We start from the raw sequence: 24,604 nt of genomic DNA, 5'->3' as shown, positions 1-24,604 counted from the left end.
TGCGGCGGCCGGGTCAGCCGGCGCGGATTTCGAGCAGGGTCGGGACGGTGGCGAGGCTTTCGAGGATCGCGCCGGTCGCGGCGTCGACCTGTTGCCGCCGCGCGAGCGGGACCGCCGACGGCGCGCGCCAGGCCCCGCCGGCCCGGGTGGCGTTCAGCGCGTCACGCAGCGCTTGGGCTTCCCGGGCGAGGGTGGGCAGCAGTTCCGGGCGACGCGCCGTGATCAGCCCGCGCAACTGGTCGAGCACCGCGGTGGTGGCGTCGACGTCGGCGAGCGTCTCGGCGTAGCCGGAACCCGATCCCTGGTCCGAAAGCCCGGTCAGGTGCCGCCGGACGGCGTCCTCGAGGATTTCGTGGGCCCGGCGGGGCAGGTCGGCCGGATCGGCTTCGAGCGTCGGCAGTTTGACCGTGAGCGCCTGCAGGTCGTCGCCCAGCTTCGCCGCGACAGGCACCAGCGAAGCGGCGGATTCCCCATGCCAGAGCCCGTATTCGAGCCGGCGCAGGCCGGTGAACCCCGGGTCCGCGACGCCGCCCGGCAAGCCTTGCGGAAGCCCCGCGATGGCTACGCCGAGGTCGTCGAACGCTCCGTAGGCAGCGCCCGTGCGTTCCCAGGCCAGCTGCGCCGGCAGCCAGGCCGCCCGGGCACCCGGCAGATCGCCGTGCTGCAGCGCATCGCGCACGCGCTGGGCTTCGACGGCCGTCGTGCGCACCGCGGCGAGGACGTACGCCGCGTTCGCCCGCAGCGGCCCGGCCAGGTCCGGCGCGGAGATCGGCAGCACCGGCGCCGCGACCGCGGCCGGTCCGGTACCCGTCACCTGGGCCGCGGGCGAACGCTGATCCAGCTGTCCCGGCACCACGCAGCGCCACGCGTACGTGCCCGGCGCGAGGTCCACCGAGATCGACCGGCGGGTGCCGGGCCCGAGCCCTTCGATCTCCCCGATCACCGACGCGTCCGCAGCGCGGACCAGGTAGATCTCGCCGCCGTGGGCGGACTCGTTGACCACGGTGAACGTGCGCCGCCCCGCGCCCGCCCCGGCCCAGTCGTCCGCGCAGCCGCCGGCCGAGACCGTCACCGCGGCCGCCTGCGCGCCGCCGTTGGACGGGGCCGCGAGCACGAATCCGGCGACCGCCGCCAGCGGCAGGAGCACGGCGGCGGCCAGGTACAGCCAAGGCCGCCGCAGGGGACGCGATGCCGCGCTGCGAACGCGCGCCGGCGCCGCGACGGCCTGGGGGCGGAAGTACATCACCAGCACGGTGGCCGCGAACGCCACGTAGAGGATCACCTGCGTCCAGGTCATCACCGGCGCCAGGTTGGTGATGCCGGTGATGATCGAGACCCACCAGGCGTCCGTCGAAACGACGCGGGACAGGTCGAACGCGACCCACGTGTGCCCCGGGACCAGCCCGGCCGACTGGAGTTCGCCGACCCCGTAGGACAGCACGCCCGCCGCGATGACCACCAGCACGACGGCGCTGCGGGTGAAAAACTTGCCGAGATCGAGTTTGACGCTCGTGCGGTACAGCACCACACACAGTCCGAACGCCACCGCGAGCCCCACCGCCGCACCGAGCAGGGGAATCCAGGTGCGGCCCGAAGCCTGCACGGTGGTCCAGACGAACAGCGCCGTCTCGAGCCCCTCACGGGCGACCGCGAGGAAGGCCGTCAACGCCAGCGCGCCGCCGCCGACCATGACCGCGGCGCCGATCTTCGCCCGCAGCTCCCCCGACAACGCCCGGGCCGCCCGCCGCATCCAGAAGACCATCACCGTGACGAGCACCACGGCGACCAGGCTCAGCACGCCCGCGAAGATGCTCTGGGACCGCGCCGTCAGCTCCGCGCGGGAAAAGGTCAGCGCCGCGCCGAATCCCAGTGACAGGACCGCCGCGGCCAGCACCCCGGTCCAGAGCGGGCTCGCCGAGGTGCCCGGCGCGGTTTTGCGCAGGGCAGCCAGCAGAATGCTGACGACCAGGCCGATCTCCAGCCCCTCGCGCAGGCCGATCACCAGGTTCGGCACGCCCTCGGCCCACATGGGCACCCGTCCTCTCGTCGGTTTGGCAAGCCTCAGCTAACCAAAGCTGCGGCAAGGCGTGGGCCAAGCGGAACTAACCGCCCGTTAATCATGTCCACTGTGGACGGGGGACGCAGCCTGGGGTTAACCCTGCGCGAACCTCGCGCTCAGCGGCCCCGACCTACATTCGGCCCATGTGTCCCCTCATGCCGAAGAACCCGGCCCCCGCCCGATCCGCGCAGCGATGACTGATTCCGTCCTGCGCATCGGCCTGGTCCTGCCCGACATCCTCGGCACCTACGGCGACAGCGGCAACGCCGAGGTACTGCAACGCCGGCTGCAGTGGCGCGGCATCACCGCCACCGTGGCCGGCTTCGACCACGGCGAGGTGCTGCCGTCCTCTCTGGACCTGTACCTGCTGGGCGGTGGCGAAGACGACGCCCAGACCCTCGCGGTCAGCCGGCTCCGGGCCCGGCCCGGCCTGCACCACGCGGTCGAGCGCGGGGCCGTGGTGTTCGGCGTCTGCGCCGGGCTGCAGATCCTCGGCACCGAATTCACCACCTCCGACGGTATGCGGCACGCCGGGCTCGGCCTGCTCGACGCCGCGACCGTGCCCGGGCCGCGCCGCGCGGTCGGCGAGGTGGTCGTCGACGTCGGGCCCGAACTCGGCACGGAACCGCTCACCGGCTTCGAAAACCACCGCGGCCGCACCCGGGTGGCCGGCGGCAGCCACGCACTGGGACGGGTGCGGTCCGGCGTCGGGAACGGGGACGGCACCGAGGGCGCGGTCACCGGCCGCGTGCTGGCGACCTACCTGCACGGGCCGGTCCTCGCCCGCAACCCGGCACTGGCGGACCTGCTGCTGGCATGGGCGCTCGGCACCCCGCCGTCCGCGCTGCCGCTGCCGGAAGTCGGCTCCCTGCGGGAAGAACGGCTGCGCGCGGCGAAACGCGGACGGCGGAAGTGACCGGTCAGGGCGCCAGCACGCCGGTGCCCAGCACAGCCAGCAGCGCGACGCCCACGATGACGCGGTAGACGACAAACGCGGTGAACGTGTGGCCGGCGACGAACTTCAGCAGCCACGCGATCGACGCGTAGGCGACGATGAACGACACCACGGTCCCGACCACGAGCGACAGCGCGCCGGCACCGCCGCCGAGGGCGTCTTTCAGCTCGTAGAGCCCGGCGCCGGTCAGGGCCGGGATCGACAGGAAGAACGACAGGCGCGTCGCGGCCACCCGGTCCAGGCCACGGAGCAAGCCGGTCGAGATCGTCGCGCCGGAGCGGGAGAACCCGGGAAAAAGCAGGGCGAGGATCTGTGACGCGCCCACCAGCATCGCGTCCGTGAGCGTCGCTTCGGCTTCACTGCGACGTCCGCTGCCGGCCCGGTCCGCGAACCACATCACCGCGCTGCCGATGATCAGCGAGCCGGCGACGACCCACAGCGAAGCCAGCGGCCCCTTCACCAGGGATTGGAACAGCAGGCCGGCGGCCACGATCGGCAGCGTCGCGAAGATGACCCACCAGGCGAACTTGTAGTCGTGCTCCTGGCGGGCCCGGGGATTGACCAGGCCGCGGCCCCAGGCGGCGGCGAACCGGACGATGTCGCGGAAGAAGTAGACCAGCACCGCGGCGATGGCGCCGACCTGGATCACCGCGGTGAAGCCGACGACGGACTGGTCGCCGACCGGGATGCCGAGGAGCCCTTCGGCGATCTTCAGGTGCCCGGTGGACGACACCGGCAGGAATTCGGTCAGGCCTTCGACGATCCCGAGGATCACGGACTGGCCGATGTCGATCGCGCTCACGGTGTTTTTCCTTCACCACAAAGGGACAAGAACGAGTCGGGCACCCGGCGGGCGGAACGCCGGGCCAGGCTTCGACACCTTTGTAGTATTTCTACACTGTTGTCGCTTTCGTCGGGGCGTGACCCCCGGGATCCGGCATCGCGTAGCGGTGCACCGGGCGGCCGGCGCGGCCGTACTCGAGGTGCAGCCGGATCGCGCCCCGCCGGTGCAGCTCGGTGAGGTAGCGCTGCGCGGTGGGCCGGCTGAGGCCGAGCTGCCCGGCGAGCGCGCTCGCGCCGATCGGCCGGGGCGCGTCCTGGATCGCCTCGAGGATCTTCTGCATGGTGGGCGGCAGCGCGGCCGCGGGCGGCGACTTCACGGCCGGGCCCTTGAGCAGGTTGTACAGCGCGTCGACGGTGGCCTGGTCGGCGTCGCCGCTGCCGCTGGTCTGCTGCCGCCAGCGCCGGTAGGCGTCGAGCTGGTCGCGCAGCTGCGCGAACCCGAACGGCTTCACCAGGTAGTAGACCGCGCCCAGGTGCATCGCGGTCCGCACGGTCTCCAGGTCGCGCGCCGCGGTGATCACGATGCAGTCCGGCCCGGCGCCACCGGCGGAATTGAGCCCGCGCAGGATCGCCAGCCCGTCCTCGTCGGGCAGGTAGATGTCGAGCAGCAGCAGCTCCGGCGCGAGGTCGGCGACCGCCTGCCGGGCCTCGGCGGCGCTGTGGGCCTGGCCGACGCAGCTGAAACCGGGCACGCGGTCGATGCCGGCCGCGTGGATCTTCGCCACCCGGTAGTCGTCGTCGACCACCAGCGTCCTGATCATCGTCATACTCCCGAGGTCATGGGTTCCGGCGGCTTCACCAGGCCCGCGAGCGGGAGGCGGACCTCGAAGCGCGCGCCGGGGCCAGCGGTGACCCCGATGGTCCCGCCCGCGCGGCGCACCAGGCGGTGCACCAGCGCGAGCCCGAGCCCCCGGCGGGGGCCGCCCGGCTCGGTCTTCGTCGAGTACCCGTCGGCGAACACCGCCTGCAGCGCGTCCGGGGGCACCCCCGGCCCGGTGTCGGTCACGACCAGGTGGAGGTCGTCGCCCGTCTCGGCGAGGTGGACCGTCACGGCGCGCGGCCCGGGCCCGCCGGCGGTCGCCTCCACCGCGTTGTCGATCAGATTGCCCAGCACCGTCAGCAGGGCGCCGGCTTCCCCTGCCGGACGGTCCACATGGGACTCGGCGGTGACGGTGAGCCGGACGTCGCGCTCCGCCGCGATCGTCACCTTCGCGAGCAGCAGCGCCGCGAGCTCCGGCGGCGCGATGCGGGCCCGCAGATCGCCGGCCTGGGCCAGTGACTCGCCGGAGATCTCGGCCAGGTACCGGGTGGCCTCCTCCGGCTCGCCGAGGCCGAGCAGCCCGGACAGCACGTGCAGCCGGTTGTTGAATTCGTGCTCCTGCGCGCGCAACGCGGTGGTCAAGCCGGTCAGCGCGTGCAGCTCGCGCACCAGGCCCTCGAGCTCGGTGTGGTCCCGCAGGGTGATCACGTGCCCGGCGGGGCGGCCCGCCAGCACGACCGGCATCCGGTTCACCACCAGCAGGTAATCGTCGGTGAGCACGACTTCGTCGGCACCGGGGCTCTGCCCGGCCACGACGTCGCGGAGGCGGCCGGGCGGCAGCAGCTGTTCGACGGACTGCCCGCCCGCGGTCGCCGAAATCCGCAGCAGCCGGCGCGCCTCGTCGTTGATCACGCTCACGCCCCCGGCGGCATCGACCCCGATGACGCCTTCGCGGATGCCGTGCAGCATCGCCTCCCGCTCCTGGAGCAGGGTGGCGATCTCGGCCAGCTCGAGGCCGAAGGTGGCCCGCTTCAGCCTGCGGGCCAGCAGCCAGGACACCAGGACGCCGATGGCCAGCGCCAGCGCCGAATAGAGCACCACCTCGGGAATCTGGTGCACCAGCTGGCTGGTCACCTGCTCCTCGAGGATCCCCACCGACACCTGGCCCTCGACCGAGCCGTCGGCGCCGGGCAGCGGAGCCCGCCCGTTGGCCGACCGCCCGAGGCTGCCGTTGTCGATCCCGGCGTGCCCCTGCCCGTCCAACGCCACCACGGGCTCTTCGATCCGTTGCCCGATCAGGGAAAGCATCGGATGGGAGTAGCGGACCCCGGACCGGTCGGTCACCACCACGTAGGCCGCGCCGGTGCTGCGGCGGACCTGTTCGGCGATGGCCTGGATGCGGTGGCCGGGATCATGCTGGGCCAGCGCGTCGCGAACCGGCTGCATCTGCGCCACAGTGGCGGCGATCCCGAGCGCGCGCTGCTCGTACTGCCGGTCGAGGGTGTCCCCAGTCAGCTGGGCGTAGAGCAGCGCACCCGCGGACACCGTCACGAGGAGGATGCCCAGCACCGCGAGCAGGATCTGGGTCGCCAGAGGGCGCTGTCGCCACATGGCCGCTCCACTCTGTTGCTGGCACTACAGGCCACTGGTCATTGGGGCCGCTCGCATGACACCACGCCGTGCGCACCCTGCCAAGCGCCGACCGCCGAAAGATCCCGATCGTCCGGATCTCCCCTGAGCTAAACGAGCTAAACACTGCGGAACGCGCAGCACGGCCGGTAACGCACACAACGTTTTCCCCGGCGTCTCCCGCTCTTAACGTCCTGCCCCGACAACCGAGCGGAAGGAGCAGGCGGTGCACGCAACCAGCCCAGGACCGGGACTGAGCCCGGCGATCGAACTCGCGGGGGTGACCAAGCAGTTCACCACCGACGGCGGTTTGCCTTACACCGCACTGAAAGACCTCGACGTCCGGGTCGCGCCGGGTGAGTTCTGCGCGGTCGTCGGCCCCACCGGCTGCGGCAAGTCCACGACGCTGACCCTGGTGTCCGGTTTGGAGCGTCCGTCGGCCGGCTCGGTCGCGGTGCACGGCGAGCCGGTCACCGGCATCACCCCGGGCGTCGGCTTCATGTTCCAGGCCGACGCGATCCTGCCGTGGAAAACCGTGCTGGACAACGTGTCCGCCGGTCCCCGGTTCCGCGGCGTCGCCAAGCGGACGGCGCTGACCGACGCCCGCGACTGGATCCGCCGGGTCGGCCTCGCCGGGTTCGAGGACCGCTACCCGCACCAGCTCTCCGGCGGTATGCGCAAGCGGGTCGCGCTCGCGCAGAACCTGATCAACGAGCCGCGGATCCTGCTCATGGACGAGCCGTTCTCCGCCCTCGACGTGCAGACCCGCGCGAAGATGTCCGACGAGCTGCTGTCCCTGTGGGACCTCACCCGCCCGGCCGTGGTGTTCGTGACCCACGACCTGGAAGAGGCCATCGCCCTCGCGGACACCGTCGTGGTGCTGACCGCGGGACCGGCGGCCACGGTCAAGGCCCGCTTCCCGATCGACCTGCCGCGACCGCGGGTGGTGCAGGAAATCCGGTTCGAGCGCCAGTTCGTCGATCTCTACCAGCAGATCTGGGAGGCCCTGCGCGCCGAGGTCGACCTCGCCTACACGCAGACCACCCAGCTGCGGGAACAGGAGGCCTCGTGACGAACACGGACCTGGCCGCGGGCACCGCGGCCGCCGGCACCCGGCCGGCCGAGCTCCAGGCCGCCCATCGCGCCCGCCACCGGCGGCGCCAGGCCCTGGTGCACCTGGCCCAGGTGCTCGTGCTGGTCGTCGTCCTCGGCGGGTGGCAGCTGCTCGTGCAAGGCGACCAGCGCGGCATCATCCTCTACGGCCTGCCCTCGGGCATCGTGTCCCGGCTGCAGACCTGGATCACCGAAGGCACCGCCATCGGCTCGCTCGGCGCCCAGATCTGGACCACGCTGCAGGAGGCCCTGATCGGCTTCGTCATCGGCACCGCGCTGGGCATCGTGTGCGGCATCGCCCTCGGCCGGATCCGGTTCCTCTCCGACGTGTTCGGCCCGTTCATCAAGGTGCTCAACGCGATCCCGCGGATCGTGCTCGGCTCGGTGTTCGTGCTCGCCTTCGGGCTGGGACTGGAGTCGAAGATCCTGCTGGTCATCGTGCTGGTGTTCTTCGGCGTCTTCTTCAACGCCTTCCAGGGCACCCGCGAGGTGGACCGGAACTTCATCGCCAACGCGAGCATCCTCGGCGCGTCCCGCTGGCAGGTCACCCGCCAGGTGGTGCTGCCGTCGGCGTTCACCTGGATCATCGCGAGCCTCCACGTGAGCTTCGGCTTCGCCCTGATCGGCGCGATCGTCGGCGAGTTCCTCGGCGGCTACGCCGGCCTCGGCGTGCTGATCAAGAACGCCCAGGGCACCTTCGACGCCAACGGGGTCTGGGCCGCGATGGTGATCATGGGCATCGTCGCGCTGCTCGCGGAATGGCTGATCACCCGGCTCGAGCGCCGTCTGCTCCGCTGGCGCCCGGCCCAGCTCGCCGGCCCCGAACTCTGAGCCCTCGCCCAAGAAATCACCGAAGGAGAAACCTGTGTCGAAGAAGATGTGGGTCGCCCTGGCGGCCGCCGCCGCGCTCAGCCTCTCCGGCTGCGCCTCGACCGCGAGCCAGTCCGGGGGCACCAGCAGCTCCGGCGGCTCCGGCACGCCGGTCAGCATCATGGTCGGCGGCCTGAACAAGCAGATCTACCTGCCGTTCATGCTCGCCCAGCGGCTCGGCTACTACCAGCAGCAGGGCCTCAACGTCACCCTCCAGGACGAGGGCGCGGGCGTCGACGCGACCACGAACATGGTCGCCGGCAAGGTCGACGGCGTCGGCGGCTTCTACGACCACACCATCGCCATGCAGGGTCTGGGCCAGTCCATGGAATCCGTGATCTCCATGCTGACCACGCCCGGCGAGGTCGAGCTGTGCCGCAACGACCTGAAGGGCAAGATCAAGTCGCCGGCCGACTGGGCCGGGAAGAACCTCGGCATCACCGACATCGGCTCGTCCACCGACTTCCTCACCCAGTTCCTCGCGCAGAAGAACGGCGTCGACCCGGCGAGCATCCACCGCATCGGCGTGCAGTCCGGCTCGACGCTGATCGGCGCGATGCAGCACGGCAACGTCGACTGCGCGATGACCACCGAGCCGACCGTCTCCACCCTGCTGGCCACCGGCTCGGCCTACATCCTGCTCGACATGCGCACCGCGTCGGGCACCACGCAGCAGCTGGGCGGCGAGTACCCCGCGACCTCGCTGTACATGAGCACCGCGTACGTGAACCAGCACCCGGACGTCGTGCAGAAGCTGGTCAACGCCTACGTCGCGACGCTCAAGTGGATCCAGGCCCACAACGGCACACAGCTCGCCGACGTGATGCCCGCGGACTACTACGCCGGTTCCGGCAAAGCCGCGTACGCCAAGGCTTTCGACAACGAGAAGGGGATCTACAACCTGACCGGGATCATGCCGCCCAGCGGGCCGCCGACCGACCTTAAGGTGCTGCAGGCCTTCAACCCCGACGTCAAGGGCAAGACCATCGACCTGACGAAGACCTACACGGACAAGTTCGTGCAAGCCAGCAAGTGACCCGTGCCTGTCAGCATATGTTGACGACCATCCTCCGTCAGCATATGCTGACAGGCATGGAATCCACAGTGCAGATCGCCGAGAGCGCCACCAGCGACGACCCCGAAGTGGGGTTGCGCGCGGTGGCCGCTCTGCGGTCACTCAGCGAACGGCTGGAAATCCTCCAGGTCGAGAACGCGCGGAAGCTGGGCTGGTCCTGGCAGGACATCGCCGCGCGGCTCGGCGTCACCAAGCAGACGGTGCACCGCAAGTACGGCCGGCGAGTCGGGAGCCGATGATGTTCGAGCTCTTCACCCCGGAAGCCCGGACGGTCGTGGTGCAGGCACAGCAGCACGCCCGCCGGCTCGGCCACCGCTACATCGGGACCGAGCACCTCCTGCTCGCCGCCGCCGCCACCGGCGAGCCCGTCGGCGAGGTCCTGCGCGGCCACGGGATCACGCCGGAGGCGGTCGAGGAGGAGATCGTCCGCAGCGTCGGCCTCGGCGGCGGAGGCGGCCTGTTCGGCGATCTCGACCAGGAAGCGCTGTCGGCCATCGGAATCGACCTCGACGCCGTGCGCGCCCGGATCGAAGCGTCCTTCAGCGCCGAAGCCCTCACCCGGGCGGCCGAGGTCCTCCATCCGCGGCCGCGCCCGTCCCGGCTGGACCCCCGCCGCGCGATCCCGCCGGGCCTGCGCCGCTGGGTCGGACACCATCGTTTCGCGCTCACCGCGCACCGGCGCGCGGCCATCACCGCACCGGTCCCGCCGGCGACCGGCCGTTACCACGCCCCGGAACCGGTCCCCCGCGGGCATCTCCCGTTCACCACGCGGGCCAAGAAGGGCTTGGAGTACACCGTCCGCGAAGCGAAGGCGCGCCACGACCAGCACGTCGGCGTCGAACACCTCGCGCTCGGCCTGATCCGGGCCGACGGCGGGCTGGTGCCCTCGATCCTGCTGGCGCTCGGCACTTCCGGCCCGGCGCTGCGCACCGCGATCCTCGATCGCTACCGGCAGGCGGGCTGACCGGGATCCGGCCGGTCGACGAGGGCGCTCAGCCGCCGTGGCCGCCCGGCACGGGCGCCGGGCTGAACTGGCCCTGCCAGCTGGCCTGGGCACCGGAATCGCCGATCCGGTAGACGTCGTAAACCGCCGCGCCCGCGGCGGCGACCGACAGCACCGCCACGACGACAGTGACCACAGTGGACGCCGGGGCCAGGAAAACACGGCGGGCGACGGCGGGGCGGGTGGCGAGCTTCGCCGCACCAGGCCCGCCCGGCGAGGCGACGACGGACTCCGTGGCAGGGGATTCCAGCGAGGCCGGCACGGTCCTCGCGGCTTCCCGCTGCCGCCACCACACGGCCAGCGCGAGCACCGCGACCGGGATCGCGACGTACAGCGCGGTGTCGCCGAGCTGGGTGTGCGCGCGGATGAGCGGGGTGGACGCCACCCGGTGCTCCAGCCAGTCCCCCGCGTCGGTGGTGATCGGGACCAGGGCGACGACCAGCAGGGACAACAGCGCGTTCGGGCCGGCGAGCTTCCGGCGGGCCGCGGGCCAGAGCGCGCTCAGCACCAGCAGCAGCGACGCCAGCGGCAGCAGGACGACGATCGCGTGCACGAGCAGGACATGGGCGGGCAAACCGTTCAGGGTGGTCATGAAGTCCTTCTGGAGTCAGGGTTTCGGGTGACGTGCCGGGCGGGAGGACATCACGGGTCCGGCCCGACGGCGAAGGCCTCGTAGCCGGGCGCCCTCGCCCGCACCCAGCCCGCGACGTCACCGCCGCGGGCGAACGCGGCCGTGGCGAAGACGTCGGCCCAGAGCAGGCTCGGGCCGGTCACCGTGACCGAAAGCAGGGCGTCCGGCCGGGCGCCGGTGTGCGGGTCGACGATGTGCGCTCCGCGCGCGGCGCTGCCCGACGTGGCCACGCCACCGGTCCGGACCTCGCGCACCGCGACGAGACGCGAGCGGTCCCGCGGGTCCTCGACGCCCACTCGCCACGCGGGCGAAGCAGCCGACCGGACCGCGGCTACGACGTCACCGCCCGCGTTGAGGCAGTAGTCGAAGCCCTCGAGGTCCGCCAGCGCGGCGACGGACTGTTCGACGGCCCAGCCCTTCACCAGGCCCGACGGGTCGAAGCCGCCGGGCAGGCGGGCGTCGAAGTAGCCGTCGGTCCGCTCGCGGGCCAGCTCGCACAACGCGAGCACCTCGGCCACCCACGGATGCCCGGACGGACGCTCGCCCCGCCGGATCCGGCTGACCTCGCTGTCCTCGCGATACGGGCTGAACAGCCGGTCCGCGAACCGCAGCCGCCCGAACACCACCGGCACCGCGCGCCGGACCGCGGGCGCGGACCGGGCCCCTTCGCCGCGGACGTGCAGGCTGACCGGCAGGCCCATCACCTGCACCACCCAGGACCGGCGCTCGGCCGCGGGAGCCGTCACCGGTGCGCCGCGTCGATCGCCGACTGCAAGGACTGCGCGTACCCCTCGGAGGTGTAGGTGGCGCCGCTGACGGTGTCGATCTGCGCGCTCTGCGCGGTCAGCGCCTCCTGGTTCAGGATCGGCACGGCGGCGGAGTTGATCCGCACGTCACGGCTGCTCTCCTGGGGCACCTGCACCGTCTGGGCCGAGGTGATCTTCCCGCCGGACACGGTGATCTGCACCTGCACCGGGCCGTACTGGGTGTCGGCGGCGTCGCCGGTGAAAGTCCCGCCGGCACCGGAAGACGGCGCCGGCGACGGCCCCGAGGACGGCGCGGCCGGCGAGCTGGGCGCAGTGGTCCGGACCACCGGTTTCGGCTGCACCCCGGCCACCGGCAGCCCGCCCGAGCCGGTGCTGGTGTGATAGCTGAACAGCAGCACGACGATCGACACGGTCGCCGCGACCGCGATGGCGATTCTGCGCATCGTCTTCTCCCCTACCAGCCGAACCGTTCGAAGTGGATCCGCCCGGCCGGGACGCCGGCCCGGCGCGCGGAGCCGATCACCGCCTCGGTCCAGCGGCCGGGACCGCAGACGAACACGTCGTGCTCGGCGATGCCGGGCACGAGATGACGCAGCACGACGTCGTCCGGGACCGCCGCGTAGCGGTCGGGGAGCCACGAGTCCCGGTCGCGCGCCCGCCGTCCCGGCAGGTAGCACACCCGCACCCCGCGACGCGCGGCGAGAGCGTCCAGCTCGTGCCGGAAGAGCAGCTGCGCCTGGGTGCTCGCCCGGTAGAGCAGCACCGCGTCGCCGGGGCGGTACGGCATTTCCTCCAGCAGCGCCCGCAGCGGCGTGATCCCGATGCCCGAGGCGAACATCGTCACCCGCGGTCCACTTCGGACGGACGAGGTGAGCCGGCCGTACGGGCCTTCGAACAGCGCCCGGGTGCCGACGGGCAGGTTCGCCAGCCGTGCGCTGCCGTCGCCGAGGTCCTTGGCCGTGATGCGCAGGCGGCGGCCGTCGGGGGCGGCCGAGAGCGAGAACGGGTTGCCGCGCGTCCAGCCGGGGCCGGTCAGGAAGCGCCAGACGAAGAACTGGCCGGCCGCGACCGGCAGCCGGTCGAGGGCGCGGCCGCGGAGCCAGACCGACACCGCGCCGTCACCCTCGGGCACGACCCTGTCCACGACGAGGCGGTGATACCCGTTGCGCCACAAGGGAAGCCCGATCCGGAACACCAGCACCGCGCCGGCCGCCACGGCGTAGGCGCCCCACCAGAACACCGTCGCCACCGGTGAGGCGGTGAAGTCGGCACCGGTCCAGAGCTGGTGCGGCAGGGCCAGTCCCGCGCCCAGGTAGGCGTAGAGGTGCAGCAGGTGCCACGACTCGTAGCGCAGCCGGCGCCGGGCCGCCTTCACCGAGGTCACCGCGACGAGCACGAGCGCGGCGGTCCCGGCGGTCGCGAGCAGCATGCCCGGATAGGTGGTCACCAGGTCCCAGACCTCCGCCACCAGCCCGGACCGGTCGGTGGCCGCGTACCCGAGGCTGATCAGCCCGATGTGCGCCAGCGTCAGGGTGAACGAGGTGAAGCCGACCAGCCGGTGCCGCCGGGCCAGCTCGTCCTGGCCGTAACTGCGCTCCACCCAGGGAATGCGTGCCATCAGCAGGAGCTGGATCAGCAGCAGGTCCGCGGCCACGAGCCCGGTGAGCCGTCCGGTCGAGGTGAGCAGGCCGGCCACACCGGACAGCTGTTGCAGGCCCCGGCCCGAAACCCACAGGGCCACCACGAACAGCAGGCTCAGCCAGGTGGCCAGCCCGGCGGCGTCCCGCCACCACCGGCGGACCGGCGCGGGCGGGCGGGACAGCGGCGGCCGCCGGATCGGCAGGGTGGTGGCGGACATCGGTCTCCCGGTGCGGGGGCTGCGCTCGCGGATGCGAAGCGTCCCCACCACCCTGTCCGAGCCCGGTTAGTCCCCGGCGTGATCAAGTTGTGAAAACGGTAAGAGAACCTCGGTGCCGACGGTGAACCCGACCACCGCGCCGCCGCCCGAGCGCGGCCCCGCGAAGACTTCACCCCCGTGTGTGCGCGCGACCTCGCGCACGATGGCCAAGCCGAGCCCCGATCCCGGCAGCCCGCGCGCGCCGTCCGCGCGGTAGAACCGGTCGAAGACGCGCCCGGCGTCCTCGTCGGCGATGCCCGGGCCGCGGTCGAGCACCTCCAGCCGGCCGTCGCGCACCAGCACCCGCAGCGGCCCGGCCCCGGCGTCGAACTTGACCGCGTTCTCGAGCAGGTTGGACACGGCCCGTTCGAGGCCCTTGGCCCGGCCGTTCAGGCGGGTGCCGTCCGCGTCGACGACCACGGTGCGGCCCGACCGGCGGCGCACCCGCTCCGCCGCCCGCTCGGCGATCGCGCCCAGTTCGACCGGCGCGGCCTCCTCCTCGTCCTGGTGGCGGGTGGCGAGTTCGACCAGCTCGTCCACGAGGTGGGTCAGCTCGCGGGTCTCACCGTCCACATCGTCCACGAGCCGCCCCCGCGCGGTGGCGGGCAGCTCGTCGAACCGGCGCAGCACGCTGGCGTTGGTGCGCAGGCTGGTCAACGGCGTCCGCAGCTCGTGCGCGACGTCCTGCACCAGCCGTTCCTGGTCCTCGCGCGCACTGGCCAGCCGGCCGAGCATGCGGTCGAACGACGCGGCCAGCCGCGCGACCTCGTCCCGGCCGCCGGTCGGCACCGTGACGTCCAGCTGCCGGCCGGCGCTGACCTGCTCGGTCACCCGGGTCAGGCGGACCAGCCGCCGGGTGATCTGGCGGGCGATGAGCCAGCCCGCCAGCGCGGCACCGAGCAGGACCACCACGCTCAGGCCGGCGATGCGCGTGGCGAGGTCCTGGAGCACGTGCCGGGTCTCGTCGACGTCGATGCCGAGCTGGATCGCGCCCCGCCCCGGCCCGAGCGCGACGGTGATCACCCGGTAGTCGTCCGGCGGCACCGTCAGGTCTTCGTAGCCGCGGCTGCCCGGGGCCCCGGTCGCCGCCAGCGCCCGGTCCGCGGCGCCCACCGCCAGCCGGACCGGGCGGCCGCCGATCGGCCGGACCGAGCCGTCGGGCGCGATCGCCTGCGCCACCATGGGCTGGGCCTCGTCGTGGTCGTTGTCGTCCGGGCCGCGGGTGAGCGGGCTGGGCGCCAGCACCTGCGTCGCCCCCGCGGCGACCTCCGAGGACGAGGTCAGCAGCGAGCGGTCCAGCTCCTCACTGATCCGCGCCGACGCCGTCTGGTAGCTGAACACGCCGACCAGGATCGCCGTCGCCGCGCCGACGCCCGCCAGTGCGAAGGCCAGCTTGCTGCGCAGGTTCACGCCGGCCGCACCGAGTAGCCGACGCCGCGGACCGTGTGGATCAGGCCGTCCGCGCCGGCCTTCTCCAGCTTCCGGCGCAGGTATCCGATGTAGACGGCCAGGTTCTTCGACTCCGGCCCGAACTCGTAACCCCAGATCCGCTGGTAGATCGTGCCCCGGTCGAGCACGATCCCGGCATTGCGGACCAGCAGCTCCAGCAGGTCGAATTCCGTCTTGGACAACGGGATCTCGCTCCCGGACCACCACACCCGCCGCGCCGCCGGGTCCACCGCCAGCTCCCCCAGCCGCAGCACGCGCTGGGCCGCCCCGCCCGGGTCCGGCAGGCCGCGGCGCAGCAGCGCGCGCAACCGGGCGAGCAGCTCGTCCAGCTCGAACGGCTTCGGCAGGTAATCGTCCGCGCCCGCGTCCAGACCGGCCACGCGATCGGCCGTCTCCACCCGCGCGGTCAGCATCAGCACCGGGGTCGGGTCGCCGTCGGCGCGCAGCACCCGGCACACGCCGAGCCCGTCCACGCCCGGCATCATCACGTCGATGATCAGCACGTCGAACTCCTCCCGGCGGGCGGTCGCCAGCGCCGCCACCCCGTCGGTCACCTCGGTGACCCGGTAGCCCTCCAGCTCCAGGGCGCGCACCAGCGACTCCCGGATGGCCCGGTCGTCGTCGGCGAGCAGTACGCGGTGCGGCATGCGGCCATCATGTCCGATCGCGCCGGGGACCGGCACTTCGACGTTTCCCCGGCGGCCGGGCCGATCAGTCGTGGCCGAAGCTGTGGGGTCCGTGTCCCTCGTCGGTGATGCCGTGCACCGCGAGCATCAGCGCGGCGACGACGGCGAGCACCACCAGCGCGATCAGCATCGCTTTCCGGCGAGCCGCGGTGAGGGACATCAGGTCCGCCGTGACCTGCTGGCCCAGGCCGGTGAGCAGCGGGCGCCAGCCGGGAGCGGCGGCGGCCTCGGCGGCCGGCAGGTCGGCGACGACGGCGTCCAGCTCATGGCGGTACTGGGCGGCGTAGATCGCCGTGGTCCGCTCCTCGACTTCGGCCAAGGAGAGCCGGCCTTCGCCGACGGCCTGGTGCAGCGCCGCGGCGGTCCGCTCACGTTCGGCGTCGGAGCAGCGCACGCCTGAGGGCACGGGGTCGTCCGATGTCATGGTTGCCTCCGCATCAGCAGTAATCGGGCTCGGGCGAGCCGGGGCACGACGGCGAGGCCGAGCAGCCCCACCGCCATCCCGAGCACGAAGCCCGCCACGACGTCGTGCGGGTAGTGCGCGCCGATGTACACCCGCGAAATGCCCACCAGCACCGCGAACCCGGTCGCCCACCAGCCCCAGCGCCGGTTCACCAGCAGCATCGCGCCGGCGAACGCGGCCACGATCACCGTGTGGTTGCTGGGAAACGCGTAGTCCGTCGGCGCGTCACACGGCAGCAGCGTGTGCACCGCCGGGACCACCCGGCACGGGCGGACCTCGGCGAAGGCCGCCTTCAGCACCGTGTCGAACGCCAGCGCCACCGCGACCGCGACCGGCACCCACAGCGCCGCGGCCAGCTCGGCCGTCCCCCGGCCGCGGGCCCGCCACAGCAGCGCCAGGATCACCGGCACGATCAGGAAAACGCCGTACTCGCTGAACGCCACCACGGGTCCCGCCAGCCAGCCGACCGACCCCGCGAAATCGGTGACGTCCTTGTACAGCCCGGCATCGAAGAACATCACGCCCGCCCTCGACGGGCCCGGATCACCTCGACCACGAGCGGGCTCAACGACACCAGCACCACCACGGCGATGATCGGCAGCAGGTAGCTGTCGATGTTCGGCACCGAAGCGCCGAGCGCGTACCCGGCCAGCGTCACCCCGACCGTCCACAGCAGACCGCCGAGCAGCTGCCACAGCGCGAACTGCCGCGCGGGCATCCCGGTGACGCCCACCAGCGGGTTCAGCACCGTCCGCACCACCGGGATGAAGCGGGCCAGCACCACGGCTTTCCCATACCCGTAGCGGGAAAGCATCGCCGAGCCGCGCGCGACGCCTTCGTGCACATGCCGGTTCTTCACCCGCGCCAGCACCGCGCTGCCGCCCCGCCGGCCGAGCAGGAAGCCGACCTGCGCACCGGCGATCGCGCCCACCGCGGCCGCGACGATCACCACCGGCAGCGACACGTGCAGCGCCGAGCCCGCGCCGGTCGCCGCCAGCACCCCCGCGGTGAACAACAGCGAGTCGCCGGGCAGGAAGAACCCGATCAGCAGCCCGGTTTCGGCGAACATCACCACGAAAACCCCGATGGGGCCGAACGTGGCGAGCAGCGACTTCGGGTCGAGCAGGCTGCCGCCCAGCGACTCCCGCACCGCGACAGCGGCATGCACAGCGAACCCCACGGACCACTCCTCCAGCTTGCTACTACGTTGATGTAGAAATTCTACACCAACGTAGTAGTAAGCCGTTTTACTGCTCCAGCGGCAGCAACAAGGTGAAAACGGGGGGACGGAGCCGGGCCAGCCGCAGCCGGCCGCCCTCCGCCTCGGCGAGCCGCCGCGCCAGCGCCAGCCCGATCCCGGTCCCGTGCGCGCCCGCCGAGCGGCGGCTGAACACGTCGGTGCCGCTCTCCACGCCTTCGCCCTCGTCGCCCACGTCGACCGCGAGGGCGCCGCCCGCGTCGCGGACCGTGATGGTCACCGTGCCACCGCCGTGGCGCGCCGCGTTGTCGAGCAGCACCGTCATGATCTGCCGCAGCACCGGGCCGGACAGCCGTGCCCCGGCGACCGCGGGCTCGATCGTCAGCACGAGCGCGCGTCCCCGGCCGGAGAACGCCGGGGCCCACTCCTGCTCGACGGCGACCAGCTCCTCGCCGACGGCGGCGGCGTCCCGGACCGGCGGGGTGTCGCGGGCCAGCGCGAGCAGATCGGTGACGGTCCGGTCGAGCCGGCCCGTGGTGCCGATCCCGGCCAGTACCACCTCGCGCAGATCGGTTCCCGGGTCCTCCAGCGCCGCTTCCAGTTGCAGGCGCAGCCCGGCGAGCGGCGTCCGCAGCTGGTGCGACGCGTCGGCCGAGAACGCGCGCTCGCGGGCCAGGAGGTCGTCCAGCCGCACCGCCGTCGAGTCGAGCGATTCGCCGACCGAATCGATCTCCGGGATCCCGGCGCGGCCGGCCCGGATGGAGAAATCGCCGTCGCCGAGGTCGCGGGCCGTCGCCGACAGCTGTTCCAGCGGGCGGGCCAGCCGCCGGCTCTGGCGGCGGGCCACGACGTAGGCGGACAGCAGCGCCACCGCGGCGAGACCGGCCATGCCCAGCCAGGTCAGCACCGTGCGCTGGAACACCTCCGTCCGCGCGGTCGCGGCCCGCACCAGCGCCACCACCGTCCCGTCGTCGCTGATCGGCACGACCACCACGAGCTCATCGCCGGTGTCCGCGACCACGACCCCGCCCGCCCGCACCGCGTCGTCCGCGTTGTCGAGCGTCTGCGGCCCGGCACCGGCCAGCTGCGCGCCCGCCGCGGTGTAGACGGCGACGAAGGTGGGGTCCTCGGTCTCCGGCATCCGGTCCGGGGCGCGGTGGCGGAGGATGTCGGCGGAGACGTCGAGCGCGTACCCGTCCGCGGCGCGCTCCAGCTCCGCGCGCTCGGCGGTGACGTAATACTGGGAGACGGCGACGGCTAGCGGGATGCCGAACAGGCCGATCGCGACCAGCGCGGCGAGCAGGGTGGTCGCGACGATGCGGCGGCGCACCCGCTCAGCCCTCCGGGGCCTCGAGCCGGTAGCCGTGCCGCCGCAGCGTGGCGATCTCCGGCATCGGGCCCGAGCCGCCCGCCTCGGCGAGCTTGCGCCGCAACGCGGCGATGTGCACGTCCAGGGTCTTGGTCGAGCCGAACCAGTGCGCGTCCCACACGTCGGCCATCAGCGTCTCCCGGCTGACCGCGGTGCCCGACTCGGCGGCGAGCCGTTGCAGCAGCTCGAATTCCTTCGCCCGCAGGCTCACCTCGGCACCGTCCACAGTGACCCGTCGCGCGGCCGAGTCGATCCTCAGGCGGCCGAGGCAGACCTCCGCGGGCCCGCGGGCGACCGAATGCCGTCGCAGATGGGCGCGAAGCCGGGCGTGCAGCTCGCCGAGCGGCACCGGTTTGACCAGGTAGTCGTCCGCGCCGGCCTCGAGGCCCACGACCACGTCCATTTCGTCGCCGCGCGCGGTGAGCATGACGATCACGCAGGCGGGCTGGAGGCTGCGCAGTTCGCGGCACACTTCGGCGCCGTCGAGGTCCGGCAGGCCGAGGTCGAGCAGCACCAGCTCGCACGGCCGTTCCGCGGCGTCGCGCAAGGCCGCGCGGCCCTCGGTGAACCAGGCGACCTCGTGCCCGTGCTGGGTGAGGCTCGTTTGCAGGACCCCACCGATGGTGCGGTCGTCTTCGACGAGGAGGACTCGGGCCATGCCCCGAGACTATCCGCCGCGTCCGCGATTGCCCGCGCGCCGGTCACGGCCGCGATCATTTTGCCTTCCGCTAACCGGAAATCACCCGCTTTCTCATCGCCGCCGCCGCTTTCCGCGGCCGGAATGCGTTTTTCCCCGGCTCTAACCCCGGCTTTTCCGGGCGTGCACCGGGCGCGCAATAGCTTTCGGACATGTCCGTCGACCACCTCGTCCCGCCCGCGCTCGCCCCGCGCCCGAAACCCCGCCGGCGCGGCCGGATCGCCGTGCTGCTGATCGCGGCCCTGTTCTGTTACCCGGCGGGGATGTACGGCTATGACCTCACCTATCCCGGAGACGCGAGTTTTTCCGTCCGGACGGTCGACTGGCTGCGTGACATCGGCCTGGGCGGCGTGGTCAACACGGTCGAGAACTGGTGGTACACACGGCATCCGCCGTCGACGGCCCCGCCCCCAGCCCGCGATCTGCCGCCGGCGGGCAGCAGCGCCGGGGCCGCGGCCGGGCTGCGGCCGCCGGACCTCCCGGTGGGCCGGTTCGCGCCCGCGGGCGAAGGCGTGTGGACGGCCGGCGCCCGCAGCGGCACCCAGGTCGCCGAGTACACCACGTTCGTGCAGCCGGACCCGGGGCACGCCAGTGTGGTCGCCGGAGTCGCGTGGCTGAACCAGTCCCTGGTGCGCACCCGGCTGTTCTCGGGCACGAAGGACCCCGGCGGCCCCGGCCCGTCGGCGATCCCGGACGCGCTGCGCGGCACGCTGGTCGCCGCGTTCAACTCGGGCTTCAAGCTCAAGGACTGCCAGTGCGGCTACTACCTCGACGGCACCACCGCCGCCCCGCTTCGCGACGGCATGGCGTCGGCCGTGATCGACGACACCGGCCGCGTTTCGGTGGCGCAGTGGGGCCGTGACGCCACGATGGGCCCGCACGTCACCGCCGTGCGGCAGAACCTGGACCTGGTGATCGACCACGGCGCGCCGGTGCCCGGCCTGGAGAAGAACCCGGCCGGGCACTGGGGCAGCGCGTCCAACCAGTTCCAGTACACCTGGCGCTCCGGCTTCGGCACCGACCGCGACGGCAACCTGATCTTCGTCGGCGGCGGCGGGCTGACGCTGCGCACCCTCGCCGCCGCCATGGCGCAGGCGGGTATCCAGCAGGGCATGGAGCTCGACATCCACTCGCCGATGGTCACCTTCAACAGCTACCGGCCCGATCTCGCCGGTTCGTCACCGCGGAAGCTGCTGCCCGCCATGCCCGGCCAGGTGGACCGTTACCTGAGCTCCGACCAGCGCGACTTCTTCGCGACGACCTTGCGCTTTCCCCCGCCGGTCACCGGGTGAACTATGACAGCGGTGTAGATTCAGGGGTATGCGCAGAGGACCCGGTGAGCTGGAGGCCGAGGTGCTGGCCGTGCTGTGGCAGCGCCGCGAACCCGCGTCGGCCGAACAGGTGCGGAAGCGGCTCGACGGCCCGCTCGCCTACACGACCGTGGTGACGATCCTTTCGCGGCTGCACGAGAAGGGCGTGGTCACCCGGGAGAAGCAGGGCCGGTCGTTCACGTACAGCCCGGTGGACGACGAGCCCGGGCTGGCCGCCCGGCGGATGCGCGCGGTGCTCGACAGCGAGCACGACCGCGACAGTGTGCTGGCCCGCTTCGTGTCCAACCTGCCGGCCAGGGACGAGCAGGCGCTGCTGGAGCTGCTGCGGCGCGACCCGGCGGAAGGCTGACGGGATGGGACTGGACCTGCTTGTGCCGCTCCTGCTGCCGCTGGCCTCCTGGCCGGTCGCGCAGTGGCTGGCGCCCCGTCTGGCCCCGCGGCTCGCGAGCGCGCTGTTCCCCGCGATCGCGCTGGTGCTCGCCGCCGGAAGCACGGCGGCGCTGCTGCTGGCGGCTGCGGCCGGGCTTTCGCAGCTGCCGGTGATCGCGCGGCTCGGCGAGTTCTCCCCCACCGCGTTCAGCGCGGCCACGGCGGTGCCGATCCCCGTCGCGGTGGCCAGTGGCGCGCTGCTGGCCGCCGTCGCGGGCGCGGTCGTCCGCGCGGCCCTGCGTTACCGGCGCTGGTACCGGCGGGTGCACGCCGAACTCGACGGGCAGACCCTCGACGGCGGCGTGGTGGTGCTGCCCGGCACGGAGCCGATCGCCTTCGCCATCGCCGGGCGCGGTGGCCGGATCGCGCTCTCCAGCGGGATGCTCGCCGTGCTGGGCCCCGACGAACGCGTCGCCCTGCTGGCCCACGAGCGCGCCCACCTCAGGCTTCGGCACCCGGTGTACGCGGCGACCGCCACCCTCGCGAGCGCGCTGAACCCGTTCGTCCGTCCACTCGGGACAGCGGCGCGGTTCGCGATGGAGCGCTGGGCCGACGAGGCCGCGGCCGAGCGGGTCGGCGACCGTCGCTTGGTGGCGACCGCGGTCGCGAAGGCCGCGCTGGCGGGCCGGGCCGAGGCCGCGTACGCGCTCGCGGCGACCAGCGGCCCGGTGCCGTTACGGGTCCACGCCCTGCTGGACAAGGCGTCAGCCCCGCCGGGCCGGGGCCCGCTCGCCGCGCTGGCGGTGGCCTTCGTGCTGGGCTGCTCCGCCTGGTCGGCGGTCGCCAGCCTCCAGGCCGCGGCCGACCTGCACGCCGGGATCGAATCCGCGCAACGGGCGGAATGCCGGCCCGTGCTCGCGCAGGGGACCGACGGCCAGGCCTCGCTCCCGGCAACCGGCGAGGATCACCGGGAGTGCGCCGAGCGCTGAGCGCCAGGCCCCGACGGAGGCGGCGACGTCGGAGTCGTGCAACAGGATCGTGCCGCCTCCTTTGAGGCCCTTGTGGACAGTCGCGGTGACTGAAGCCGGTGTCGCCCGGCTGGTCCAATCGCGACCCCACGCCGTCCACAACACCGGTCGCAGCCCCAGCTTGCGCGCCGCGAGCAGGGACCCGGCCGAGAACACCCCGTAGGGCGCGCGCAGCCAGGCCGGCCGCACGCCGGTGATCCGGGTGGTCAGCTCGACGGTGCGCGCGAGGTCGTCGTACAGGGCTCGCGGACCGCGGCGCAGGAAACACCGATGATCCCAGCCGTGCACGGCGATCTCATGCCCGCCGCCGACGATCGCCCGCCCGAGATCCGGGGTGCGCGCGAGCTCCCGGCCGAGCACGAAAAACGTGGCGTGGGTCCCGGCCTCGTCGAGCAGCCTCAGGAAGTGCGGGGTGGACCGCGGGTGCGGCCCGTCGTCGAACGTCAGCGCGACATGCCCGGCATCCCCGATCCCAGCCAGCCCCGGCGCCACCGCCACCCGCACCGGCGGGATGAACAACGCAGCCGGCCCCGCATGCGCGGCGACGGCGGCGAGCGCGGCCGCCCGGATCACGCGGCCACCTCTACCGGGCTGCTCTCGGGCACCTCGCCCAACCCACCGGGCGAACCTGCCACCCCTGCCGCCCGCATCACCCGGCGACCTCCACCGGCCGCCACCGGACCAGTCGCCAGCACCGGACGGACCGCATCGCCCAGCTCACCGGGCGAACCCCCCACCACCGCCGTCCGGCCTCCTCGACCGGCCACCACCGGCGCCACCGGCCCAGCCGCGAGCACCGCGCCGGCCGCCTCGCCAAGTCCGCAGAACGAACTCACCATCACCCGGCCACCTCCCCCAGCGGCACCACCGGACCGCTCGCGAGCACCGCGCGGAAGGCGACCTGGCCGCCGGGCGAGCCCGCAACAACCGCCGCCCGGCCTCCTCGGCCGGCCACACCACCAGGCGCCACCGGACCAACCGCGAGCACCGCGCCGACCGCCTCGCCAAGTCCCCAGGGCGAACCCACCATCACCCGCATCATCCCGCCACCTCCACCGGACCAGTCGTCAGTGCCACGCCGACCGCGTGGCCGAGCCCGCCGGGTGAACGCACCCACACCGCCGCCCGGGTCACCCGGCCACCTCCACCACCGGACCGCTCGCGAGCACCGCGCGGAAGGCGACGACCACCGGGCAAACCCGCAACCACCGCCGCCCGGCGTCCTCGGCCGGCCACCATCGGCGTCATCGGGCCAGTCGCCAGCGGGCCGGCCGCCTCGCCAAGCCCACCGAACGAACCCACCGTCACCCCGCCACCTCCACCGGCCACGCCATCGACGTCACCGGGCCGGTCGCGAGGGCCGCGCGGACCGCCTCGCCCAGTCCGTCGGGCGAGCGGACCCAGGGCACGGTGCCGTCTTGGTCGAGGACGGCGGCGTTGGCACGGCCGTGGCCCGGCAGGCAGCGGTAGGTGAGCACCGGCAGCCCGGTCGCGAGGGCCTCCGAGGTGGTGAGGCCGCCCGCGTTCTGCACCACGACGTCGCACGCGCGCATCAGGTCCGCCATCGTGTCCACCCAGCCGAACACGTGCCGGAGCCCGGCTCGTTCCAGGCGGGCGCGCAGTGCGTCGTTGCGGCCGCAGACGACGACCGGTTCTGTCGCGCCGTCGGTGACGAGGTCGGCTACCGTCCGCTCGACTTCGCCGACGCCCCAGGAGCCGGAGACGACCAGGGCGAGCGGGCGGTCCGCCGGGAGGCCGTGCGCGAGCCGCAGCCGCGCCCGCTCGGCGGTGCCGGTGACCGGGCGGAACGCGGGCCCGACGAGCGGCGGCGTGACCAGCGTGCGGACCGCGCCGAACGCCCGTGCCTGCTGGGCCGCGATCTCGTTGGGCGCGATGGTCAAGTCGGCCCACCGGCTCACGCAGAGCCGGTGCACCGACGGGTCCGTCAGGTACGCCACCAACGCCGGTTCGAGCCGTCCCCGCGCGCGCAGCCGGGCCGCGGCGTGGGTGGCGAGCGGGTAGGTGGACAGCACGAGCTGCGTGTCCCCGGCCGCTTCCGCGAGGCCGGGGGCGGCCAGCGCCGCGAAGCGCCGGGCGGCCGCCGCGGGCGCCGGCGAGCCGAGCGCCCCGAGCAGCCAGTCCCAGCTGCGCGGGGCGATCTCCAGCTGCCGGTGGTAGGCCCCGCACAACGCCCGCCCGAGCCGCCCCGGCAGCAGGTCGAGGAAGTCCACCCGGCTGACGCGGATCCCCCGCTCCGTCAGCCGCCGCGCCAGCTCCCGGGCCGCACCGTCGTGCCCGGCGCCGACCCGGGCGGACACGATCACCACACGCTCCATGCGCTCGCCTTCCGCAGTATCTACAGGCACGTCGTAAATCTACATACTTGTAGATGCTGCGGGCCAGCGGGGCGGC

At 73.1% G+C, this 24,604-nt stretch carries 26 protein-coding genes and 1 pseudogene; 9 read left to right on the top strand and 18 right to left on the bottom strand.

Annotated features, from left to right (window positions below):
* Nucleotides 1-13: 13 nt before the first annotated feature.
* A complete protein-coding gene (gene efeU, locus BMY97_RS04700; protein WP_091613083.1) occupies nt 14-2,029 on the bottom strand; it encodes an iron uptake transporter permease EfeU in 2,016 nt (671 codons plus the stop codon).
* A gap of 223 nt (nt 2,030-2,252) precedes the next feature.
* On the opposite strand from efeU, the gene BMY97_RS04695 reads away from it, so the two are divergent.
* Complete coding sequence (locus BMY97_RS04695) at nt 2,253-2,975, top strand: type 1 glutamine amidotransferase (RefSeq protein WP_091613081.1); 723 nt, start codon at nt 2,253-2,255, stop codon at nt 2,973-2,975.
* A gap of 4 nt (nt 2,976-2,979) precedes the next feature.
* Here BMY97_RS04695 and BMY97_RS04690 read toward each other — a convergent pair whose 3' ends face one another.
* The 3 genes from BMY97_RS04690 to BMY97_RS04680 all read right to left on the bottom strand — a co-directional run bounded on the left by BMY97_RS04690 (nt 2,980) and on the right by BMY97_RS04680 (nt 6,228).
* Complete coding sequence (locus BMY97_RS04690; RefSeq protein WP_091613078.1) at nt 2,980-3,816, bottom strand: undecaprenyl-diphosphate phosphatase; 837 nt, start codon at nt 3,814-3,816, stop codon at nt 2,980-2,982.
* 91 nt (nt 3,817-3,907) lie between these two features.
* Entirely contained in the window at nt 3,908-4,624 is a 717-nt protein-coding gene (locus tag BMY97_RS04685) for a response regulator (RefSeq protein ID WP_245787158.1), read from the bottom strand.
* The gene (locus BMY97_RS04680) at nt 4,621-6,228 is read right to left on the bottom strand and encodes an ATP-binding protein (protein ID WP_091613073.1); all 1,608 of its coding nucleotides are present in this window, start codon (nt 6,226-6,228) and stop codon (nt 4,621-4,623) included. Before BMY97_RS04680 ends, BMY97_RS04685 begins: the two co-directional genes overlap by 4 nt.
* A 244-nt stretch (nt 6,229-6,472) precedes the next feature.
* Between BMY97_RS04680 and BMY97_RS04675 the strand changes: the two genes are divergently transcribed.
* From BMY97_RS04675 to BMY97_RS49495, 5 genes are read left to right on the top strand one after another with little or no spacing between them, the layout of a single operon-like run.
* The gene (locus tag BMY97_RS04675; RefSeq protein WP_091613071.1) at nt 6,473-7,318 is read left to right on the top strand and encodes an ABC transporter ATP-binding protein; all 846 of its coding nucleotides are present in this window, start codon (nt 6,473-6,475) and stop codon (nt 7,316-7,318) included.
* A complete protein-coding gene (locus tag BMY97_RS04670) occupies nt 7,315-8,190 on the top strand; it encodes an ABC transporter permease (protein WP_245787157.1) in 876 nt (291 codons plus the stop codon). The genes BMY97_RS04675 and BMY97_RS04670 overlap by 4 nt, the downstream gene beginning before the upstream one ends.
* A gap of 34 nt (nt 8,191-8,224) precedes the next feature.
* Nucleotides 8,225-9,265, top strand: coding sequence for an ABC transporter substrate-binding protein (locus tag BMY97_RS04665; RefSeq protein WP_245787156.1), 1,041 nt, complete (start codon nt 8,225-8,227; stop codon nt 9,263-9,265).
* Between the two features lie 56 nt (nt 9,266-9,321).
* Nucleotides 9,322-9,543, top strand: coding sequence for a helix-turn-helix domain-containing protein (locus BMY97_RS04660; protein WP_091613068.1), 222 nt, complete (start codon nt 9,322-9,324; stop codon nt 9,541-9,543).
* On the top strand, nt 9,543-10,268 hold the full coding sequence (locus tag BMY97_RS49495; RefSeq protein WP_091613065.1) for a Clp protease N-terminal domain-containing protein: 726 nt from the start codon (nt 9,543-9,545) through the stop codon (nt 10,266-10,268). The genes BMY97_RS04660 and BMY97_RS49495 overlap by 1 nt, the downstream gene beginning before the upstream one ends.
* A gap of 28 nt (nt 10,269-10,296) precedes the next feature.
* Here the strand turns inward: BMY97_RS49495 and BMY97_RS04650 are convergent, their stop codons facing one another.
* The 11 genes from BMY97_RS04650 to BMY97_RS04600 form a co-directional block, all read right to left on the bottom strand.
* Nucleotides 10,297-10,899, bottom strand: coding sequence for a hypothetical protein (locus tag BMY97_RS04650; protein ID WP_091613063.1), 603 nt, complete (start codon nt 10,897-10,899; stop codon nt 10,297-10,299).
* 50 nt (nt 10,900-10,949) lie between these two features.
* Nucleotides 10,950-11,684 carry an FAD:protein FMN transferase gene (locus BMY97_RS04645; RefSeq protein ID WP_245787155.1) on the bottom strand — a complete coding sequence of 245 codons (735 nt, stop codon included), beginning with the start codon at nt 11,682-11,684 and terminating at the stop codon, nt 10,950-10,952.
* The gene (locus BMY97_RS04640) at nt 11,681-12,148 is read right to left on the bottom strand and encodes an FMN-binding protein (RefSeq protein WP_091613061.1); all 468 of its coding nucleotides are present in this window, start codon (nt 12,146-12,148) and stop codon (nt 11,681-11,683) included. Before BMY97_RS04640 ends, BMY97_RS04645 begins: the two co-directional genes overlap by 4 nt.
* 11 nt (nt 12,149-12,159) lie before the next feature.
* Nucleotides 12,160-13,563, bottom strand: a complete 1,404-nt coding sequence (locus tag BMY97_RS04635) for a ferredoxin reductase family protein (protein WP_091613059.1) — start codon at nt 13,561-13,563, stop codon at nt 12,160-12,162.
* 66 nt (nt 13,564-13,629) lie between these two features.
* A complete protein-coding gene (locus BMY97_RS04630) occupies nt 13,630-15,012 on the bottom strand; it encodes a sensor histidine kinase (protein WP_091613056.1) in 1,383 nt (460 codons plus the stop codon).
* Nucleotides 15,009-15,698 carry a response regulator transcription factor gene (locus BMY97_RS04625; RefSeq protein WP_091613054.1) on the bottom strand — a complete coding sequence of 230 codons (690 nt, stop codon included), beginning with the start codon at nt 15,696-15,698 and terminating at the stop codon, nt 15,009-15,011. Before BMY97_RS04625 ends, BMY97_RS04630 begins: the two co-directional genes overlap by 4 nt.
* Nucleotides 15,699-15,762: 64 nt before the next feature.
* Nucleotides 15,763-16,161 (bottom strand): DUF1707 SHOCT-like domain-containing protein, encoded by a 399-nt coding sequence (locus tag BMY97_RS04620; protein ID WP_091613051.1) that lies wholly within the window; start codon nt 16,159-16,161, stop codon nt 15,763-15,765.
* Nucleotides 16,158-16,718, bottom strand: a complete 561-nt coding sequence (locus BMY97_RS04615) for a phosphatase PAP2 family protein (RefSeq protein WP_091613049.1) — start codon at nt 16,716-16,718, stop codon at nt 16,158-16,160. The genes BMY97_RS04620 and BMY97_RS04615 overlap by 4 nt, the downstream gene beginning before the upstream one ends.
* Nucleotides 16,718-17,380 carry a DedA family protein gene (locus BMY97_RS04610; RefSeq protein WP_425425227.1) on the bottom strand — a complete coding sequence of 221 codons (663 nt, stop codon included), beginning with the start codon at nt 17,378-17,380 and terminating at the stop codon, nt 16,718-16,720. The genes BMY97_RS04615 and BMY97_RS04610 overlap by 1 nt, the downstream gene beginning before the upstream one ends.
* 67 nt (nt 17,381-17,447) lie before the next feature.
* Entirely contained in the window at nt 17,448-18,728 is a 1,281-nt protein-coding gene (locus BMY97_RS04605; RefSeq protein ID WP_091613046.1) for a sensor histidine kinase, read from the bottom strand.
* 4 nt (nt 18,729-18,732) lie between these two features.
* Nucleotides 18,733-19,425 (bottom strand): response regulator transcription factor, encoded by a 693-nt coding sequence (locus tag BMY97_RS04600; RefSeq protein WP_091613043.1) that lies wholly within the window; start codon nt 19,423-19,425, stop codon nt 18,733-18,735.
* A 191-nt stretch (nt 19,426-19,616) separates the two neighbouring features.
* On the opposite strand from BMY97_RS04600, the gene BMY97_RS46840 reads away from it, so the two are divergent.
* Genes BMY97_RS46840 through BMY97_RS04585 form a run of 3 tightly spaced genes read left to right on the top strand, consistent with a single transcriptional unit; the run spans nt 19,617 to nt 22,153 of the window.
* Nucleotides 19,617-20,756: a phosphodiester glycosidase family protein gene (locus tag BMY97_RS46840; protein WP_177231185.1), complete on the top strand. Its 1,140-nt coding sequence runs from the start codon at nt 19,617-19,619 to the stop codon at nt 20,754-20,756.
* A 28-nt stretch (nt 20,757-20,784) separates the two neighbouring features.
* Nucleotides 20,785-21,144, top strand: a complete 360-nt coding sequence (locus BMY97_RS04590) for a BlaI/MecI/CopY family transcriptional regulator (protein ID WP_091613041.1) — start codon at nt 20,785-20,787, stop codon at nt 21,142-21,144.
* Nucleotides 21,145-21,148: 4 nt separating this feature from the next.
* The gene (locus BMY97_RS04585; RefSeq protein ID WP_091613038.1) at nt 21,149-22,153 is read left to right on the top strand and encodes a M56 family metallopeptidase; all 1,005 of its coding nucleotides are present in this window, start codon (nt 21,149-21,151) and stop codon (nt 22,151-22,153) included.
* A 156-nt stretch (nt 22,154-22,309) separates the two neighbouring features.
* Here BMY97_RS04585 and BMY97_RS48190 read toward each other — a convergent pair.
* The 3 genes and pseudogenes from BMY97_RS48190 to BMY97_RS04570 form a co-directional block, all read right to left on the bottom strand.
* Nucleotides 22,310-22,684: pseudogene (locus BMY97_RS48190) on the bottom strand (polysaccharide deacetylase family protein); the annotation flags it as partial.
* A gap of 346 nt (nt 22,685-23,030) precedes the next feature.
* Nucleotides 23,031-23,234: a hypothetical protein gene (locus tag BMY97_RS04575; RefSeq protein ID WP_091613033.1), complete on the bottom strand. Its 204-nt coding sequence runs from the start codon at nt 23,232-23,234 to the stop codon at nt 23,031-23,033.
* Between the two features lie 262 nt (nt 23,235-23,496).
* Nucleotides 23,497-24,558 carry a glycosyltransferase family protein gene (locus BMY97_RS04570; RefSeq protein WP_245787154.1) on the bottom strand — a complete coding sequence of 354 codons (1,062 nt, stop codon included), beginning with the start codon at nt 24,556-24,558 and terminating at the stop codon, nt 23,497-23,499.
* Nucleotides 24,559-24,604 lie beyond the last annotated feature (46 nt).

The organism is Amycolatopsis saalfeldensis (assembly GCF_900110575.1).
Taxonomy (GTDB): Bacteria; Actinomycetota; Actinomycetes; order Mycobacteriales; family Pseudonocardiaceae; genus Amycolatopsis; species Amycolatopsis saalfeldensis.
The sequence above is the reverse complement of the archived record's forward strand: the minus strand, read 5'-3'. Positions and strand labels throughout refer to the sequence as shown.